The organism is Acetoanaerobium pronyense (assembly GCF_017874355.1).
In the GTDB taxonomy this organism is placed as follows: Bacteria; Bacillota; Clostridia; order Peptostreptococcales; family Filifactoraceae; genus Acetoanaerobium; species Acetoanaerobium pronyense.
On record NZ_JAGGLI010000020.1, the window covers coordinates 16,599 to 32,928 of the forward strand.

Annotated in this window: 18 protein-coding genes and 1 pseudogene; 17 read left to right on the forward strand and 2 right to left on the reverse strand. The window is 34.1% G+C overall.

Features of this window, described 5'->3' with window-relative positions; all coding sequences use genetic code 11:
* Nucleotides 1–248: 248 nt before the first annotated feature.
* Nucleotides 249–1,136 (reverse strand): YARHG domain-containing protein, encoded by an 888-nt coding sequence (locus J2Z35_RS09170; RefSeq protein WP_209661104.1) that lies wholly within the window; start codon nt 1,134–1,136, stop codon nt 249–251.
* Nucleotides 1,137–1,401: 265 nt separating this feature from the next.
* Between J2Z35_RS09170 and J2Z35_RS09175 the strand changes: the two genes are divergently transcribed.
* The 16 genes and pseudogenes from J2Z35_RS09175 (at nt 1,402) to rsmI (ending at nt 14,482) form a co-directional block, all read left to right on the forward strand.
* On the forward strand, nt 1,402–2,232 hold the full coding sequence (locus J2Z35_RS09175) for an energy-coupling factor transporter ATPase (protein ID WP_209661105.1): 831 nt from the start codon (nt 1,402–1,404) through the stop codon (nt 2,230–2,232).
* The gene (locus J2Z35_RS09180; RefSeq protein WP_209661106.1) at nt 2,223–3,086 is read left to right on the forward strand and encodes an energy-coupling factor transporter ATPase; all 864 of its coding nucleotides are present in this window, start codon (nt 2,223–2,225) and stop codon (nt 3,084–3,086) included. The genes J2Z35_RS09175 and J2Z35_RS09180 overlap by 10 nt, the downstream gene beginning before the upstream one ends.
* A complete protein-coding gene (locus tag J2Z35_RS09185) occupies nt 3,079–3,882 on the forward strand; it encodes an energy-coupling factor transporter transmembrane component T family protein (RefSeq protein ID WP_209661107.1) in 804 nt (267 codons plus the stop codon). Before J2Z35_RS09180 ends, J2Z35_RS09185 begins: the two co-directional genes overlap by 8 nt.
* Before the next feature lie 4 nt (nt 3,883–3,886).
* Entirely contained in the window at nt 3,887–4,654 is a 768-nt protein-coding gene (truA, locus tag J2Z35_RS09190; RefSeq protein ID WP_209661108.1) for a tRNA pseudouridine(38-40) synthase TruA, read from the forward strand.
* A gap of 223 nt (nt 4,655–4,877) precedes the next feature.
* The gene (rplM, locus tag J2Z35_RS09195; protein WP_209661109.1) at nt 4,878–5,306 is read left to right on the forward strand and encodes a 50S ribosomal protein L13; all 429 of its coding nucleotides are present in this window, start codon (nt 4,878–4,880) and stop codon (nt 5,304–5,306) included.
* Nucleotides 5,307–5,331: 25 nt separating this feature from the next.
* Nucleotides 5,332–5,724, forward strand: a complete 393-nt coding sequence (gene rpsI / locus J2Z35_RS09200) for a 30S ribosomal protein S9 (RefSeq protein WP_209661110.1) — start codon at nt 5,332–5,334, stop codon at nt 5,722–5,724.
* Nucleotides 5,725–5,856: 132 nt separating this feature from the next.
* Nucleotides 5,857–6,339: a MarR family winged helix-turn-helix transcriptional regulator gene (locus tag J2Z35_RS09205; protein ID WP_209661111.1), complete on the forward strand. Its 483-nt coding sequence runs from the start codon at nt 5,857–5,859 to the stop codon at nt 6,337–6,339.
* A gap of 84 nt (nt 6,340–6,423) precedes the next feature.
* Nucleotides 6,424–7,584 carry an ArsA family ATPase gene (locus J2Z35_RS09210; RefSeq protein ID WP_209661112.1) on the forward strand — a complete coding sequence of 387 codons (1,161 nt, stop codon included), beginning with the start codon at nt 6,424–6,426 and terminating at the stop codon, nt 7,582–7,584.
* A gap of 45 nt (nt 7,585–7,629) precedes the next feature.
* Nucleotides 7,630–8,799, forward strand: coding sequence for an ArsA family ATPase (locus tag J2Z35_RS09215; RefSeq protein WP_209661113.1), 1,170 nt, complete (start codon nt 7,630–7,632; stop codon nt 8,797–8,799).
* 74 nt (nt 8,800–8,873) lie between these two features.
* Nucleotides 8,874–9,584, forward strand: a complete 711-nt coding sequence (locus J2Z35_RS09220; RefSeq protein ID WP_209661114.1) for a dTMP kinase — start codon at nt 8,874–8,876, stop codon at nt 9,582–9,584.
* Nucleotides 9,574–10,386 (forward strand): DNA polymerase III subunit delta', encoded by an 813-nt coding sequence (locus J2Z35_RS09225; RefSeq protein ID WP_209661115.1) that lies wholly within the window; start codon nt 9,574–9,576, stop codon nt 10,384–10,386. Before J2Z35_RS09220 ends, J2Z35_RS09225 begins: the two co-directional genes overlap by 11 nt.
* Entirely contained in the window at nt 10,383–11,258 is an 876-nt protein-coding gene (locus tag J2Z35_RS09230) for a PSP1 domain-containing protein (RefSeq protein WP_209661116.1), read from the forward strand. Before J2Z35_RS09225 ends, J2Z35_RS09230 begins: the two co-directional genes overlap by 4 nt.
* Nucleotides 11,259–11,415: 157 nt before the next feature.
* Nucleotides 11,416–11,571 (forward strand): annotated as a pseudogene (locus J2Z35_RS09235) (IS607 family transposase); the annotation flags it as partial.
* Complete coding sequence (locus J2Z35_RS09240; RefSeq protein WP_334300525.1) at nt 11,540–12,733, forward strand: RNA-guided endonuclease InsQ/TnpB family protein; 1,194 nt, start codon at nt 11,540–11,542, stop codon at nt 12,731–12,733. The pseudogene J2Z35_RS09235 and the gene J2Z35_RS09240, both read left to right, overlap by 32 nt.
* Before the next feature lie 167 nt (nt 12,734–12,900).
* Nucleotides 12,901–13,650 carry a tRNA1(Val) (adenine(37)-N6)-methyltransferase gene (locus J2Z35_RS09245; RefSeq protein ID WP_209661118.1) on the forward strand — a complete coding sequence of 250 codons (750 nt, stop codon included), beginning with the start codon at nt 12,901–12,903 and terminating at the stop codon, nt 13,648–13,650.
* Entirely contained in the window at nt 13,634–14,482 is an 849-nt protein-coding gene (rsmI, locus tag J2Z35_RS09250) for a 16S rRNA (cytidine(1402)-2'-O)-methyltransferase (RefSeq protein ID WP_209661119.1), read from the forward strand. The genes J2Z35_RS09245 and rsmI overlap by 17 nt, the downstream gene beginning before the upstream one ends.
* 25 nt (nt 14,483–14,507) lie before the next feature.
* Here rsmI and J2Z35_RS09255 read toward each other — a convergent pair whose 3' ends face one another.
* Nucleotides 14,508–14,750, reverse strand: coding sequence for an AbrB/MazE/SpoVT family DNA-binding domain-containing protein (locus tag J2Z35_RS09255; protein ID WP_209661120.1), 243 nt, complete (start codon nt 14,748–14,750; stop codon nt 14,508–14,510).
* 147 nt (nt 14,751–14,897) lie between these two features.
* Here J2Z35_RS09255 and J2Z35_RS14685 point away from each other — a divergent pair, with 147 nt between their 5' ends.
* Nucleotides 14,898–16,316, forward strand: a complete 1,419-nt coding sequence (locus tag J2Z35_RS14685) for an HD domain-containing protein (RefSeq protein ID WP_209661121.1) — start codon at nt 14,898–14,900, stop codon at nt 16,314–16,316.
* Nucleotides 16,317–16,330: the final 14 nt, after the last annotated feature.

The window sequence follows — 16,330 nt, forward strand, 5'->3', positions numbered from 1 at the left end:
GGTAAAAGCTCCCCTTTTTTATTTTACAAAAAAGAGCCTAGCTGATAAATATTTTTATCTGACTAGGCTCTTTATATTTGTATAGATTAAAACCAATTATATCTATTTGAATATAGTTATCTTTGCGATAAGTAAACCCATGCTTATAATAAGAAGCACAAAAGAAAGTATAAAGAGAGATTTGTATAGTATTTTCATTGCTACACCCCCGGTTTGGTCTATAATATAAGACATAAATTAGTATTAGATTACTGATTTCTAAGACGTCTTTCTTGTGAAGCTAAGAATGCTAGATTTCGGTTTTCAAGATCTGAGAAGTTATTTACAACATCAGAAGCATCTCTTAGACTCTCGTCTGGAACATACCACTCCTGCTGATCAAAATATCTTTGATTTGCTCCACTTCCAAAATAATAACCATGTCTTGCATACATCTCATTAATAGCAAGTCTTATATCCTGACTGCTCATGCCTTCAATATCACTTAGAGTAAGCTCCTTAGAATGACTTGGAAGTATATAATTTGGTTCATTTTCATTATGGACATTTTCGTCAACTATTGGTTCATCTGAAGGTAGTTCATCAGTTTCCTCATCAGAATTAGAAGGAGTATCTATGCTCTCATCTGCCGAAGGTTCCTCTGCTATAGGACTTTCACCTGTATTTTTTTGGAAAAAGTTAGGCATAGAAAAATTTGGTAAACTAATGCTTTCAAAATTTACAAATGAAAAAACTAAAACTCCAATCAAAACAATAGCTACAGGTATTATTATTTTTAGCTTTCCTTGAATTTTCTTTTTTTGAATCCTATCATAAATATCTAAAAGTCGTTTATATTCATTTATTCCAACATGAACCTCAAGATAGCTTCTGTGCTTTTCAAATAGCTCTACAAAGGCATCAGTGTCCTTGTCCTTTGAGTAAGTGTCTTTAATCTTCCTATATAATGATATTGCATAATGCTTGTTTAAAAGAACCTGATGGTGCATATCAGCATTTTGCTGTAGATATGTCCTGTTTTCATCTATAAGCTCAAGAGCCCTGTCAAAGTCTTCTGACTTGATATAAGTTTCTATTTCCTTAAATATCTCTTCCACTTTTCTCTCTACACTAGTAGATGGGATATCACTATTCATAATCCTCACCTCTTTTCTATTTCCTTAAATAATATATTACACTTTAAAAGGCAGGTATACAAGTTCAGTTTCATTACAAATTGTGACAAAATAAGGAAAAATAAATATCTCAATAAGGGTTGTTCAAAAGAAATAAATTATATGGTAATATAGGTTTTAGGCAATTTAATAATAAGCAATAAAGGTATGATTTAGAGGCTTTTATAACCTTTAATTACAAAGATTAATCATATTTAAATACACGGTATTTAGTAGGGAGATATATATGGATAAAATGATAAGGATTGAAAATCTTACATTCGAATATACAGACGGAGACAGAGTAGTAAAGGCTATTGACAATGTCTCTCTAGATATAAAAAAGGGAGAGTTTGTAGCCATAATAGGCCATAACGGTTCGGGAAAATCCACCCTTGCAAAACATCTAAACGCCATACTGATTCCCACATCAGGAAAAGTATTCGTAGCAGATATGGATACATCAGATATTGAAAATACTTGGGCTATAAGACAAGTAGCAGGAATGGTATTTCAAAACCCAGACAATCAGCTTGTTGCAACAGTGGTTGAAGAAGATGTAGCCTTTGGACCAGAAAACCTTGGCATAGAGCCAAAAGAAATAAGGGCAAGAGTAGATGAAGCATTAAAAAACGTTAGAATGACAGAATTCGCAAAAAAGGCTCCTCATCTTCTTTCTGGAGGGCAAAAGCAAAGAGTCGCAATAGCAGGTATAATAGCAATGAAACCTCAGTGCATAGTACTTGACGAACCGACAGCCATGCTAGACCCTAGAGGACGAAAAGAAGTAATGGATACAGTATATAGATTGAATCAAGAAGAAAAAATCACAGTAATTAATATTACTCACTTTATGGAAGAAGCAGTAAATGCGGACAAGATTTTTGTAATGGAAAACGGCAGAGTAATAATGCAGGGAACCCCAACTGAAATATTTAAAGAAGTGAAAAAACTAAAAGAGCTGGGACTTGATGTTCCTCAGATGACCGAGCTTGCTTATGAGTTAAAAGAGGAAGGTTTGGACATAAGCTCAGAAATTTTAACAGTAGAAGAGATGGTGAACAAATTATGGCCGTAATAATAAAAGATTTAGTTCATATATATAACCCGGGATCTCCTTTTGAGAGTACTGCCTTAAATAAAGTCAACCTTGAAATAAATGACGGAGAATTTATAGGCCTTATAGGGCATACTGGCTCGGGAAAATCCACCTTGATTCAGCACCTAAACGGACTTTTGAAACCATCATCAGGAAAGATACTTATAAATGACCTTGATATCACAAGCAAGGACGTATCCCTTACAGAAGTAAGGAAAAAAGTTGGACTTGTATTTCAATATCCAGAATATCAGCTATTTGAAGAAACAATATACAAGGATATTGCCTTTGGTCCATCAAATCTTGGACTCAGTGAAGCTGAGATAGAAATAAGAGTTAAAGATGCTATGGAGATTACAGGTCTTAATTACGAGCTTCTTAAAGAAAGGTCCCCTTTTGAGCTTTCAGGAGGTCAAAGAAGAAGAGTTGCTATAGCAGGAGTACTTGCTATGAGACCAGATATTCTAATACTAGACGAACCTACAGCAGGACTAGACCCTAGAGGAAGAGATGAAATATTAAGAGAAATCAAAGAGATACACAAAAAACATAATACAACCATCATATTAGTATCTCACTCTATGGAAGACATATCAAAGCTAGTAGATAGAATAATAGTGATGAACAAGGGAGCAGTAGAATACAGCGGAACTCCAAGGGAAATATTCAGATATGGAAAAAGACTTACAGAAATAGGTCTTGGAGTGCCAAAGGTAGTAGAGCTTGCAATAAGCCTTAGAGAAAAAGGCATGCCTATAAAAGAAGATGTAATTACAATAGAGGAAGTAAAGAGTGAAATACTAAGGAATTTAAGGAGTAAAAAAAATGCTTAAAGATATTACAATAGGACAGTACTATCCTTCTGAATCCATAATACACAAACTAGATCCAAGGGTGAAGATTACTTTTACCTTTGCATTTATGGTGTCCCTATTTATAATAAATACATTTTTCCCTTACTTGCTTATAGCGATATTTCTTGTAGGGATTATAAAGCTTTCAAATATACCCCTAAAATATGTATTAAAAGGGCTTAGGCCTCTTTGGATACTTCTTCTTCTCACATTTTCCATAAATGCATTTTTGACCCCAGGAGAAGAGCTATGGTCCATTGGTTTTTTGACAATAACAAGAGAAGGATTAAACCAAGGTATATTTATGCTCCTTAGACTATCTTTTCTTATCGTTGGTACGTCGATACTTACCCTTGCAACCTCACCAATAGAGCTTACAGATGGAATAGAAAAAATGCTCAATCCACTTAGGGTTATCAAGGTTCCTGCCCATGAACTGGCTATGATGATGACTATAGCCCTTAGATTCATACCAACCCTACTAGATGAAACAGATAAGATAATGAAAGCTCAAATGGCAAGAGGAGCTGATTTTGAAAGTAAAAACGTAATAAAAAGAGCAAAGAGCCTCATACCCCTTCTTGTACCACTTTTTATAAGTGCATTTAGAAGAGCCGACGAACTTGCTATGGCTATGGAATCCAGATGCTATAGAGGGGGAGATGGAAGAACAAGGATGAAAGAAATATTTTTTGGAAAAAAAGACTATATTGCATCAAGCATCATAGGGCTTTATCTTATAGTAATAATAGGACTTAGAATAGTAGGGATTTAAAAAAATGAAAAATATAATGCTAGTAATAGAATATGATGGAACAAATTACTTTGGATGGCAGAGACAGCCTAAAAAAACCACAGTTCAAGGAGAAATAGAAAAAGCAATCAAAATAATCAGCAATGAAGAAGTGAACCTCATGGCTTCTGGAAGGACAGATGCAAAGGTGCATGCCTTTGGTCATGTAGCAAATTTTCACTTTAATGGAAGAATCCCACCACAAAATATATCAAAAGCACTAAACGCAATCCTTCCCGAAGACATTGCAATAAAGCTAAGCAAAGAAGTAGATATGGATTTTCACTCTAGGTATAGTGCAAGAGGGAAGACCTATATATATAGAATATATAACAGCGAGACAAAAAGCCCTGTAGAGCGCAATTACTCATATCATGTCAAAGATGAGCTTGATATGGATAAAATGATTCAGGAGAGCAAGAAACTGCTGGGAGAGCATGATTTTATAGGATTTTCCAGCACAAACAGTAGCATAAAAACAACCACAAGAAGAATACACGATATAAAAATAAGTAAAAAAGATAAGATAATTGAAATGGAAATTACAGGAAATGCATTTTTGTATAATATGGTTAGAATAATAGCAGGAACCCTTGTAGAAATTGGAAGAGGAAGGATTAAAGTCCCTATAGATGAGATTATAGCATCAAAAAATAGAGATATGGCTGGTCCTACCGCTCCACCTCAAGGACTTTTTCTAAAAAAAGTTAATTATTTAAATACAAAAAACTTTGATGAATTTATTGACATATAGGTGGTTTTAGTTTAGAATATAACGGTATGTGTAGATAAGTTGTCCATTAGCCCCGGACTTTAATTATACAGCCGTATTTTTTATAATACATAGGAAATTATATTCCTATTAAATTATGGACAGGTCATAATTTCCGTTATGTATTTCAACAAAGTTTTCATTTATTTTTCAAAGAAAAACTTTGTTTCAGATGATAATTATAATCTGTCGAGGAGGAAAAAGAATGAAGTCGTATATATCTAAACCTTCAGAAGTTACCAGAAAATGGTATATAGTAGATGCAGAAGGAAAAACACTAGGTAGAATTTCTACAGAAATAGCAAGAGTACTTAGAGGAAAGCATAAAGTAACGTTCACTCCACACGTTGATGGAGGAGACTTTGTAATAGTTGTAAACGCTGACAAAGTTGTAGTTACAGGGAACAAGACAGATGACAAAATGTATAGACATCATACAGGATACATTGGTAACATGAAAGAAACAAACTTTAGAAAGCTCCAACAAGAAAAGCCTGAAGAAATCATCAAGCTTTCTGTAAGAGGAATGCTTCCAAAAAATAAGCTAAGAGCTCCTATGATGAAGAGACTTAGAATATTTGCAGGACCTGAGCATACTCATACAGCTCAAAATGTTGAGACTTTAGACATATAAGGTTTAGAGAAGGGAGGATTTTTTCATGGCAAAAGTACAATACTTTGGAACAGGTAGAAGAAAAAGCTCTGTAGCTAGAGTTAGATTAATTCCTGGTGAAGGAAACATAGTAGTAAACGGAAGAACTCTAGATGAGTACTTCGGTTACGAAGTTCAAAAAAGAGAGGTAGTAAGACCTCTTACAATAACAGAAACTCTTGGAAGATATGATGTTATAATCAAAGTTCAAGGTGGAGGGTTCACAGGTCAAGCTGGAGCTATCCGTCACGGAATATCAAGAGCACTTCTTAAAGCAGATATTGAGTTAAGACCTACACTTAAGGCTGCTGGATTCCTTACTAGAGATTCTAGAATGAAGGAAAGAAAGAAATATGGACTTAAGGCTGCAAGAAGAGCGCCACAGTTCTCAAAGAGATAATATTAATAAAAATCAAGACCCCACAAACATTATGTGTGTGGGGTTTTTTAGTATTAAAAAATTCTCTTGACAAAAAAATACTTCGGGTATAGAATTAAATTAATTCTAATACAGAAATAGTTGGTGATAAGTATGACTAAAGAATATGATATAGAAAAAGCAATCGGAAATTATATGGATGATATAAGACTAATGCTCTCTCCAAAGATTTGGGAAAATCTGCTTTTAGACTGCACTAAAAATGAGCTATTTATACTCTGGCTTCTTTATAGATACAAGGAAGTAAACATGACTCAGATTGCAGATTACGTAAATGTGCCCCTTAATACTGCAACTGGAATCATAAGCAGGATGGAAAAAAGAAATCTAGTGCTAAGACAAAGAAGTATTGAGGACAAAAGAGTTGTAACTATACGGCTAGATAGTAAAGGAACTGAGCAAATAAATTCAATAATTAAAGAGGCAATGAGGTATTCCTCAAGTTTGATGAAAGCATTCACAAAAGAAGAGATAGAAGCATTTTTAGATATGTTGCAAAGAGCAGTAGAAGTCTTAAAGCAGGAAAGTCTTAAAGATAAAAACAAAAAGGCAATAAAGAAAATAAATATTGATTAATAGAGCCTTTAAAGGCTCTTCTATTAACACAAATACTTCGAGATGCGAACTATTCGAAACATGAATGAAAAGGCGGTGTTTTAATTGGCAAAGATATATATTTTCACAGGCAAAGGTGGAGTTGGGAAAAGTAGCGTGGCTACAGCTCATGCAATCAAGAGTGCAAAAGAAGGAAGCAGGACTATTTTAATCAGTACAGATATGGCTCACAATCTTGGAGATATTTTGGAATTTGAGGCCTCTAAAGAGCCAGTTAAAATAATGGAAAACCTAGATGTATATGAGATAGATCCGAATTATGTTATGGAAAATGATTTTGCTGACCTTTTAAAAAGCATAGATAAGCTAATTCCACAAGGGGATGGACATAGTATGAAGGATTTTGGAATAATACCGGGAATAGAGGAGTTATTTTCCCTTCTCAAGATTTCTCAGCTGTATAATGAGGGATTTTATGAAAGGATAATAGTAGACTGCGCACCAACTGGAGAGACTTTGTCACTTCTTAAGATGCCAGAGCTTCTTTCTTGGTATATGGAAAAAATGTTCCCTATTGGAAAGGTAGCTGCTCGTTTGCTTTCCCCAGTTTCCAAGCATGTATTTAAAGTAGAGCTTCCAAGCAAAGCTGGTATGAATGATATAGAAAAGCTTTATTTAAAATTAAATGAGCTTCAAGAGCTATTAAAAAACAGAGATACAACAAGCATCAGGCTAGTTACTATACCAGAAAAAATGGTTGTAGAAGAAACTAAAAGAAACTATATGTATATGAATCTCTATGATTTTAATGTTGATGCTCTTTACATCAATCGTATACTACCTAAGGATATAGAGAATCCTTTTTTTACAAACTGGAAGAAAATCCAGAGCAAATATATAAGTGAATTAAAAGAAAGCTTTGTGGCTTTAGAAATATATAATATACCTTGGTATGGAGAAGAACTGAGAGGAAGAGAGGCCATTGAAAAAATATGCAATGACTCATTAAAAAATAAAGATATATTTGATTTGAAAAAAGGGGAAGAAAGGGAAAGCTTCGAAAAAATAGGCGATGAGTATAGACTTTCTATTAAGGTACCTTTTAAAAGCAAGGCTGATATTGATTTGTTTCAGTCAAATACAGATATTGTAATAAAAATAGAAAATTTCAAAAGGAATATTCCCCTTCCAAACATACTTAGAAGCTACGAGGTGATAAGGGCAAAGCTTGAAGAGCATAAGCTTGAGGTTTATTTTAAAAAGTAAAAAAATTCAAAGGTGAAAAAAGTGGATATTAATTAGGAGGGTATTATGAGAATCATATTATATACAGGAAAAGGCGGAGTTGGAAAAACCAGCATGGCAGCAGCTACGGCCTGCAAGATTGCAAAGAGTGGAAAAAAAGTCATGATCATAAGCACGGATCAGGCTCACAGTCTTTCTGATGCTTTTGATATGAAAATTCAAAGAGAAAAAACAAAGGTGATGGACAACCTAGATGCAATGGAGGTAGATGCTATATATGAAGGTGAAAAAAGTTGGGGAAATCTCAAGGATTATATTAAAGAGATTTTAACTATAAGAGGTGAGGGTGGTATAGAGGTAGAGGAGCTACTTATATTTCCTGGTTTTGAAGAGCTATTTTCCCTTTTTAAAATTCTTGATATTTATGAAGAAGGAAAATATGATGTTCTTATTGTAGACTGTGCACCAACTGGTGAGACTTTATCTCTACTCAAGTATCCACAGAGGCTATCAGATCTTGTTTCAAGGGTACTTCCTATGAAAAGAAAGAGCGTGAAAGTAGCTGGCCCTGCCTTTGAAAAAATCACGAAGATGCCTATGCCAAAAGACGGTGTATTTGATGATATAGAGTATGTGATGGAAAGAATGCAGGCTCTGCAAGACCTTATGCAAAACAAAGAGATATTAAGCATCAGAATAGTTACAACTCCTGAAAAAATTGTGATTCTAGAGTCGAAGAGAAACTTTACCTGTATGTATCTTTATAACTATAACGTAGATGCAATAATCGTTAACAAAATATATCCAGATGAAGCTATGCAGGGGTATTTCAATAAGTGGATTAAAATGCAAAAAGAAGGGCTAAATGAGATTAACGAAAGTTTTTCGGAAGTACCAAAGTTTTATGTAAATCTTCAAAATACTGAGCTAAGAACGGTAAAAACCCTATGCACGGTGGGAGCTGAGATATTTAAAAAGGATAATCCAGAGAATGTACTGTTTTCTCAGGAGATATATAGATATGAAAAGGTAGAAGATAGCTTTATAATATATATCTATCTTCCTTTTGCAGAAAAAAAAGAACTAGAGCTTAATCAAACTGAAGGGGAGCTTATTTTAGGGATTAAAAACGAAGTAAGAAGGTTTCCAATTCCTATAGAGGCTCGCTCTAAAGAGATTAGCTCTGCAAGGTTTGAAGATGGATATCTTCAAATATCATATGCTCCTTCAAATTAAAGTATTAAAGTCTAAACAGTAAAGTGTTATAATGATTAGATACAATAAATCATTTATTTATGAAGGAGTAATATATGAAAGGAAAGCTTATAATAATAGAATCAGGTTCAGATGGAAGCGGTAAAGCTACACAATCTGAATATCTTTATAATAGACTTATAAAAGACAATACAAAGGTGAGAAAGGTGGAGTTTCCGAATTATAAAAGTGAGGCTTCTGCTCTTGTAAAGATGTATCTGAGGGGAGACTTTGGAAAGGACCCCTCAGATGTAAGTCCATATATTGCATCAACATTTTTTACAGTTGATCGCTATGCTTCTTACAAAAAGGACTGGGAGGAGTTTTATAAAGACGGTGGCATTATAATATCAGACAGATACACAACATCAAATATGGTCCATCAAGCATCCAAGTTTTCAACAAAAAAGGAAAAAGACGATTTTTTGGATTGGCTTTGGGATTTTGAGTTCAACCTTTATGGACTTCCTGTACCGGATAAGGTTTTTTTCTTGGACATGCCAGTAGAGTTTACTCAAAAGCTCACATTTAACAGGAAAAATAAAATAACAGGTGAAAAGGAAAAGGATATACATGAAAGCAACAGGAAATACCTTGAGACCACCTATGACAATGGCGTATATATAGCAAAGAAGTATGGGTGGGAAAGAGTCGAATGCATAGAAAATGACAAGGTAAAGACAATTAGAGAAATAAGTGACTTCATATATGATTCTGCAATCAGCTTAATAAATGACAATGGGGATGGGGATAAGCTTGGAAACTAAAAATCAATACAACTCAGTGACAGAGATGTTAATCTCAGGAGCAAAATCCGGACATCTAAGCCACGCCCTAATCTTTGAAGGTTCAAAGGATTCCCAAAAGCTAAGTCTTGCTATGGAACTAAGCAGGATTCTAATCGGGGGAGAAAATCTAGAAAATGAAATGGATTATAGTTTCATAACAAAAGATGAAATGAAAATCGAGACTATAAGAAAAATAAATCAAGATTGCATAAAAAAGTCCTATAGAGGCTCTAAGGTGTATGTTATAGAGGATGCAATGAAACTGAGCATTCCTATGCAAAATGCTTTTTTAAAGACCCTTGAAGAGCCCCCTCCCAATGTATATTTCATACTTCTTTGCGAAAACAGCATGCCTTTACTAGAGACTATAAAATCAAGGTGTGAAAAATATTATTTTCATAGTGAAGAGGAACTAAGGCAAGAGACAAAATACCTCTCTAAAATAGAAGATTTTTACAGAGTACTAAAAGAAAATGACACCTTAGGCGCTATAGGTTATATGGATCACCTAAAAGAAGCGAAGGATGATATTGAGCTTGTGTTTGATATGCTCCTTGATTATACAAGGGATATTCTTGTTACAAAAGAAAAAAGCGACTACCTTTCATATAGAATATCAGATAAAGACTTTACTGAAGAGATGGCTTCTTCTTTTACCCACTTTCAGCTTTTGTCCATTCTTGATATAATAGAAGATACAAGAAAAAAAATAAGCAGTAGATGCAATTATAATTTGACATGCGAAGCCATGGTTTTAAATATATTGGAGGTAATAAAGTGATAAAGGTGGTAGGAGTTAGGTTCAAAAAAGCAGGCAAGATATATTACTTCGATCCTATGGATCTTAAGATAAATCAAGACGAAAAGGTTATAGTAGAGACAGCAAGAGGTATGGAATTTGGGATGGCAGTGGTTTTAGAAAAAGAAGTTAAAGATGATGAGATAGTATCTCCTCTAAAGCCTATTTTAAGGATTGCAACTGAGGAAGATATATCCCAAAGCGCAGAAAATAAAATACTTGCCCATGAAGCATACAAGCTTTGCGAAGAAAAAGTAAAAGAACACAATCTGGATATGTTTCTTGTGGATGCTGAGTATACATTTGATAGAAACAAGCTTATATTTTACTTTACAGCAGAGGGAAGAGTTGACTTTAGAGACCTTGTAAAAGATCTTGCAGCTGTATTTAGAACAAGAATAGAGCTTAGACAAATAGGGGTTAGGGATGAAGCAAAATCTATAGGAGGACTAGGATGCTGCGGCAAGCCTTTATGTTGCTCTACTTGGCTTGGAGAGTTCCAACCTGTATCCATAAAGATGGCTAAAGATCAGGGACTTTCATTAAACCCTACAAAAATATCAGGAGTATGTGGAAGGTTATTTTGCTGCCTGAAATATGAGCACGAGACCTATGAGGCTGTGATTGAGGATATGCCTGAAGTATCTAGTATAATACAGACTCCAGATGGAGTGGGTAAGGTAATTGATACAAATGTACTTATGGAAGAAGTAAAGGTCCTTATGGACAATAAAGATACTGTAGACATAAGAAAATACAAGACTCATGAGATTAAGGTGCTTAAAAAGCCAAAAAGATCTCAAGATACAGAGTTAAAGGCACTTGAAAAAGAGCTAAAAAAATTAGAAGACTAATTAAAAGGGGCGTAAGCTCCTTTTTAATCGTAAAAATAGAATAATTAATATTGAGTTATGTTTAAGGAGTGCGACTTAGTTAATAAAAAAATTACAAATGTGTTTAAGTGTGATTAAATATACCCGAAATTGTTACATACACTAGGATTTCCACAAATTAATTGTAAACAATGAGTTTTTATCGCCACAAGAAGAACTTGTTCAAGACATTATATCAATTCTTCATGTTTTCAGTTGTCGCATCTATGGATTAAGGAAATACAAGAAGAAAATAGAGGAGGATGAAGATATTGCAAAGAGCATACAAAGTTGAATTAAAGCCAACAAAGCAACAGATACAGAAAATTAATCAGTCTTTAGGTATTTGTAGATGGCTTTATAATACTTATCTTGCTAAAAATCAATCTCTTTATCAAGACTTCAAAGATGGTAAGCTAGCTAAGAAAAAAGCCTTTATGTCAGCTAATGATTTTGATAAGTATATTAATAATGAAGTTAAAATCTTAGAAGAATATAAGTGGATTAATGATTGTGGTAGCAAGGCTAGAAAGAAAGCTATTTGTAACGCAGAAGTATCATTCAAGAAATTCTTTAAAGGCGAAGCACAATTCCCTAAATTTAAGAAAAAAGGTAAATCTAAAGTGGGATTATATTTCCCAAAGAACAATAAGACGGATTGGAAAATAGAACGTCATCGTGTCAATATTCCAACGCTTAAATGGGTACGACTTAAAGAGTTTGGTTATATAAAAACCCATGCAAAAGTTATTAATGGAACAGTTACAGAGCAGGCAGGGAGATACTATGTATCAATTGTTTGCGAAGTGAATGAAACACAGAATAACAAACCCAAGTCAGAGCCACTAGGCATTGATTTAGGGCTGAAAGATTTTGCAATTATGAGCAATCAAATAGCTAAGAAAAATATTAATAAGACTTTAAGAGTTAAGAAATTAGAAAAGAAGTTAAAGCGTGAGCAACGTAGACTTTCAAGGAAATATGAATGTCTAAAAGAACAAAATAAAACTAAAAAAGGAGAAGCTACTAGACAAAATATCCATAAACAAGTAGTTAAAGTACAAAGACTTCATCAAAGATTGGCTAATATTCGCACTGATTACATTAACAAATGTGTCGCTGAAATAGTCGAACAAAAACCAAGTTCGATTACTATTGAGGACTTAAATGTAAAAGGCATGATGAAAAATCGGCACTTATCAAAAGCAGTTGCACAACAAAAGTTTTATGAGTTCAGAGTAAAACTTACTGACAAATGTAGACAAAATAATATTGAACTTAGAGTAGTGGATAGATGGTATTCATCTTCAAAACTCTGTTCATGTTGTGGGAATATCAAGAAAGACTTAAAACTTTCGGATAGAGTTTATATTTGTAATGAGTGTGGTTTGATTATTGATAGAGATATACAGGCGAGTATTAATCTTAGAGAAGCGAAAACTTACAAGATAGCATAATCACGTTACTGTAAGTATGTACCCAAGGCTATTTGGGGAATTTACGCCCTCGGAGTGTCATATTAAATGAGAGTAGTGTATTGTTTACAATCACAAAATCAGACACGTTGAACAGGGAAAAATCTCGATATGGGTAGATTTGTCCATATTTTGAGTAGCAGAAGTAGATGCTTAAGGAAAATGAAAGAATAGATGATCTTCAAGTAAATGATTTAAAGATAATACAGCAAAAGGATGGGTTTTGCTTTGGTATAGATGCTGTCTTGCTTTCAAACTTTGTAACAGTGAAAAAAGGACATATAGGAGCGGACCTTGGGACGGGAACAGGTATTATTCCTATACTTGTGGCAGGAAAAAGCGAAATATCAAGCATTAAAGCTATTGAGATACAAAAAGAAGTTGCAGATATGGCAAAGAGGTCTGTAGAGCTAAACTCTATGGAAGAAAAGATAGAAATCCTCAACATAAACTTAAAGGAGGCTCTTGAACATATAGAGCCAAACTCTCTTAATTTTGTAACTTCAAATCCCCCTTACATGCACGGACAGGGTCTTACAAATGAAAATGAAAAAAAGAAAATATCAAGACATGAGATACACTGCAATCTCGAAGATGTAATAAGTATAGCCTCAAGACTCCTTATGCATAATGGAAGCTTTTTTATGGTTCATAGGCCTACAAGGCTTTGTGATATACTCACACTTGGCAGAAAATACAAGATGGAGCCAAAGATGCTTAGATTTGTCCATCCGAAGCCTTCCAAAGCTCCGAATCTAGTACTTGTAAAATTTGTAAAGGCTGCAAAACCTGAGCTTAAGATACTTGACCCACTTTATGTATATAAAGAAGATGGTACATATGATGATGAAATTACGAGAACTTATTCCATAAAGAAATTAGGTGAGTGCATTGTCTAAGCTTTATATTTGTCCAACCCCTATAGGAAACCTTGAAGATATAACCCTAAGAACTATAAGAATCCTAAAAGAAGTCGATGTAGTTGCAGCTGAGGATACTAGAAGGACAATAAAGCTCATGAACCATCTTGAGATAAAAAAGCCTCTAATAAGCCTTCGTGAGCATAATGAGGACGGAAAATCTGAAAGTATAATATCTATGGTCAAAGAAGGAAAAACCGTAGCCCTTGTATCTGATGCTGGAATGCCTGGAATATCAGACCCAGGAGAGATATTGATTAGAAAGGCTATTGAGGAAGAAGTGGAAGTAATAACCCTTCCAGGACCTTCGGCTTTTATAGTTGCCCTTGTAAATTCGGGTCTTAGTACTTCAAGATTTACCTTTATAGGTTTTTTGGATAGGACTTCAAAAAACAGGGTTAAGGAGCTTGAAGATTTAAAAAATAAAACAGAGACCTTAATCATATATGAGTCTCCCCATAGAATAAAAAATACATTAAAGGATATATATAAGATATTAGGAAATAGAAAAATCGTACTGGCTAGAGAGCTTACGAAAATTCATGAAGAGTATATCAGGATGGACATAAAGGATATGCTTGAAAACATAGACAGCTTAAATATACTAGGTGAGATGATTATCATACTCGAAGGGGCAGCTAAGAAAGAGGAAGATGAGCAGATAAAGGAAGAAGTACTGATTAAAGAGCTTTATGAGCTTATGGAAGAAGGATTATCAACAAAAGATGCATCAAAAGAGATAGCCAAAAAATATAATTTGGGAAAGAACCAGGTTTATTCTTTGGCATTAAAAAGCCCTAGAGATATCTAGGGTTGTATAATATGTATTGGTATTTTTAAAGCTTATTTAGCTTTTGAAGACAAACGCCGCATACATTTTTATTTTCAAACTCTTTTATTTCATCTTGGCTTGAACAAAAGACACATGAGGTTTCATATTTCTTTAATACAATGGAATCTCCTTCTACAAATATCTCTAGAGGATCTTTCACAGATATATTTTGAATTCTCCTTATCTCTATTGGTATTACAATTCTTCCAAGTTCATCTACTTTTCTTACTACTCCTGTTGATTTCAATGTTACCCTCCTGGTTTAGTTTTTAGATATAAGTACCTTTTTATAGAACAACCATATTAAATAGTATCAGCACTGTAATAAAATGTCAACAATAACAAAATTTTACAGAAAATTTATCCCATTTAAAAATCTTATGGAGGCGATTTTGTGATTAAGCTAGTAAAGCCAATGGAAATACTACGGGAAATAGAAAAAATCTCAGGGAGTAACCTGTATGTTGTAGGCTCAGGAATAAGGGAGCATCTATTTTCTAACCCTGTAAAAAGAATCAGGATAATGTCAGTGGCAGATCCTTTTATAATAGCCCAGGCGTTTTCTAAGGCTAGTGAAAGCCCAGAGATTTCAAAAAAAGAAGATGGAAGCTACGAGGTTTCTAAAGATGAAGAAATATCCTTTATATTTACCCTTATGGAGGAAGATGACATCGAAGCCCAACTTGGAAGAATGATATATTCTGTTGATGCAGTGGCGATGACTGTGGAGGATTATATAGATTTCAATGAAAGTCATATTATAGACCCTTATGAAGGGCTTGAAGACATAAAGAGCAGGATATTAAGGCTAGTGAGGCAGGAGAACCTAATAGCAAAGCCTATAGGATATCTTCGAGGAATCAGACTGATGGCCGAGCACAAACTGGATATTGACCCTATTACAGAATTGTTTATGAAGGAAAATGTAGAGGTGCTTGAGGGTATAAAAGGTGAGGAATACAGAAAAGAACTCTTTAGGATCCTAGATCAAAAGGAGAGCGCTTATTATATAAACCTTATGGATAGACATATAGGTATGCTAAAGTATATATTTCCTGAGATAGAGCCAATGAAATCAGTAGGGGAGTGTAAATATCATGTTGTAGACTCCTTTACCCACTCAGTCTATACTCTCAAGATTGCGGAAAAGGTAATCAACACAGAAGGTTTTTTTGAAAGGCATATAAAAAAGGCTTACGAAGAGCATATGTCTGAAATTATGGATTCTGGAATTAAGAGGCTATCTCTTTTAAAGCTAGGAGCGTTTTTTCATGATGTTGGAAAACCGGCAGCCAAGTTTATTGATGAAACTGGAAGGACTAGATTTAGAGGACATGAAATAGTAGGTGCCGAGATACTTGAAAAAATGGGAGAAAGACTAGGTTTATCCCAAAGAGAGACGAAAATATTAGCTGATTATTCAAAGCTTCATATGTTTCCCCTTGTAATATACAAAAACAATGACGTGTCGGGAGATACCTTATATAATATGTTTTCCCAAACAAAACGAGAGACTCTTGATATTCTTCTTATAGGTTATGCTGACATAGTATCAACTAGAAAGCTTTTGGACCCAGAAGAAGAGATGGGAAATTTCAAGGTATACATTGAATATATAGCAAACAATTATGTAACAAGATGTCTTCCAATTTTGGATTTTGAGAGTGTATTATCTTATGAAGAGCTTAAGACAATTACTAAAAAAGAAGATGTAGAGGATCTCTATGATACCATAAAAAAAGAGATATATATGGGAAGACTAGCTATGAAAAAAGAAAAGATTTTGGAGTTTATAAAAAAGCAAAATGCATAAAAAAATACTCAGCT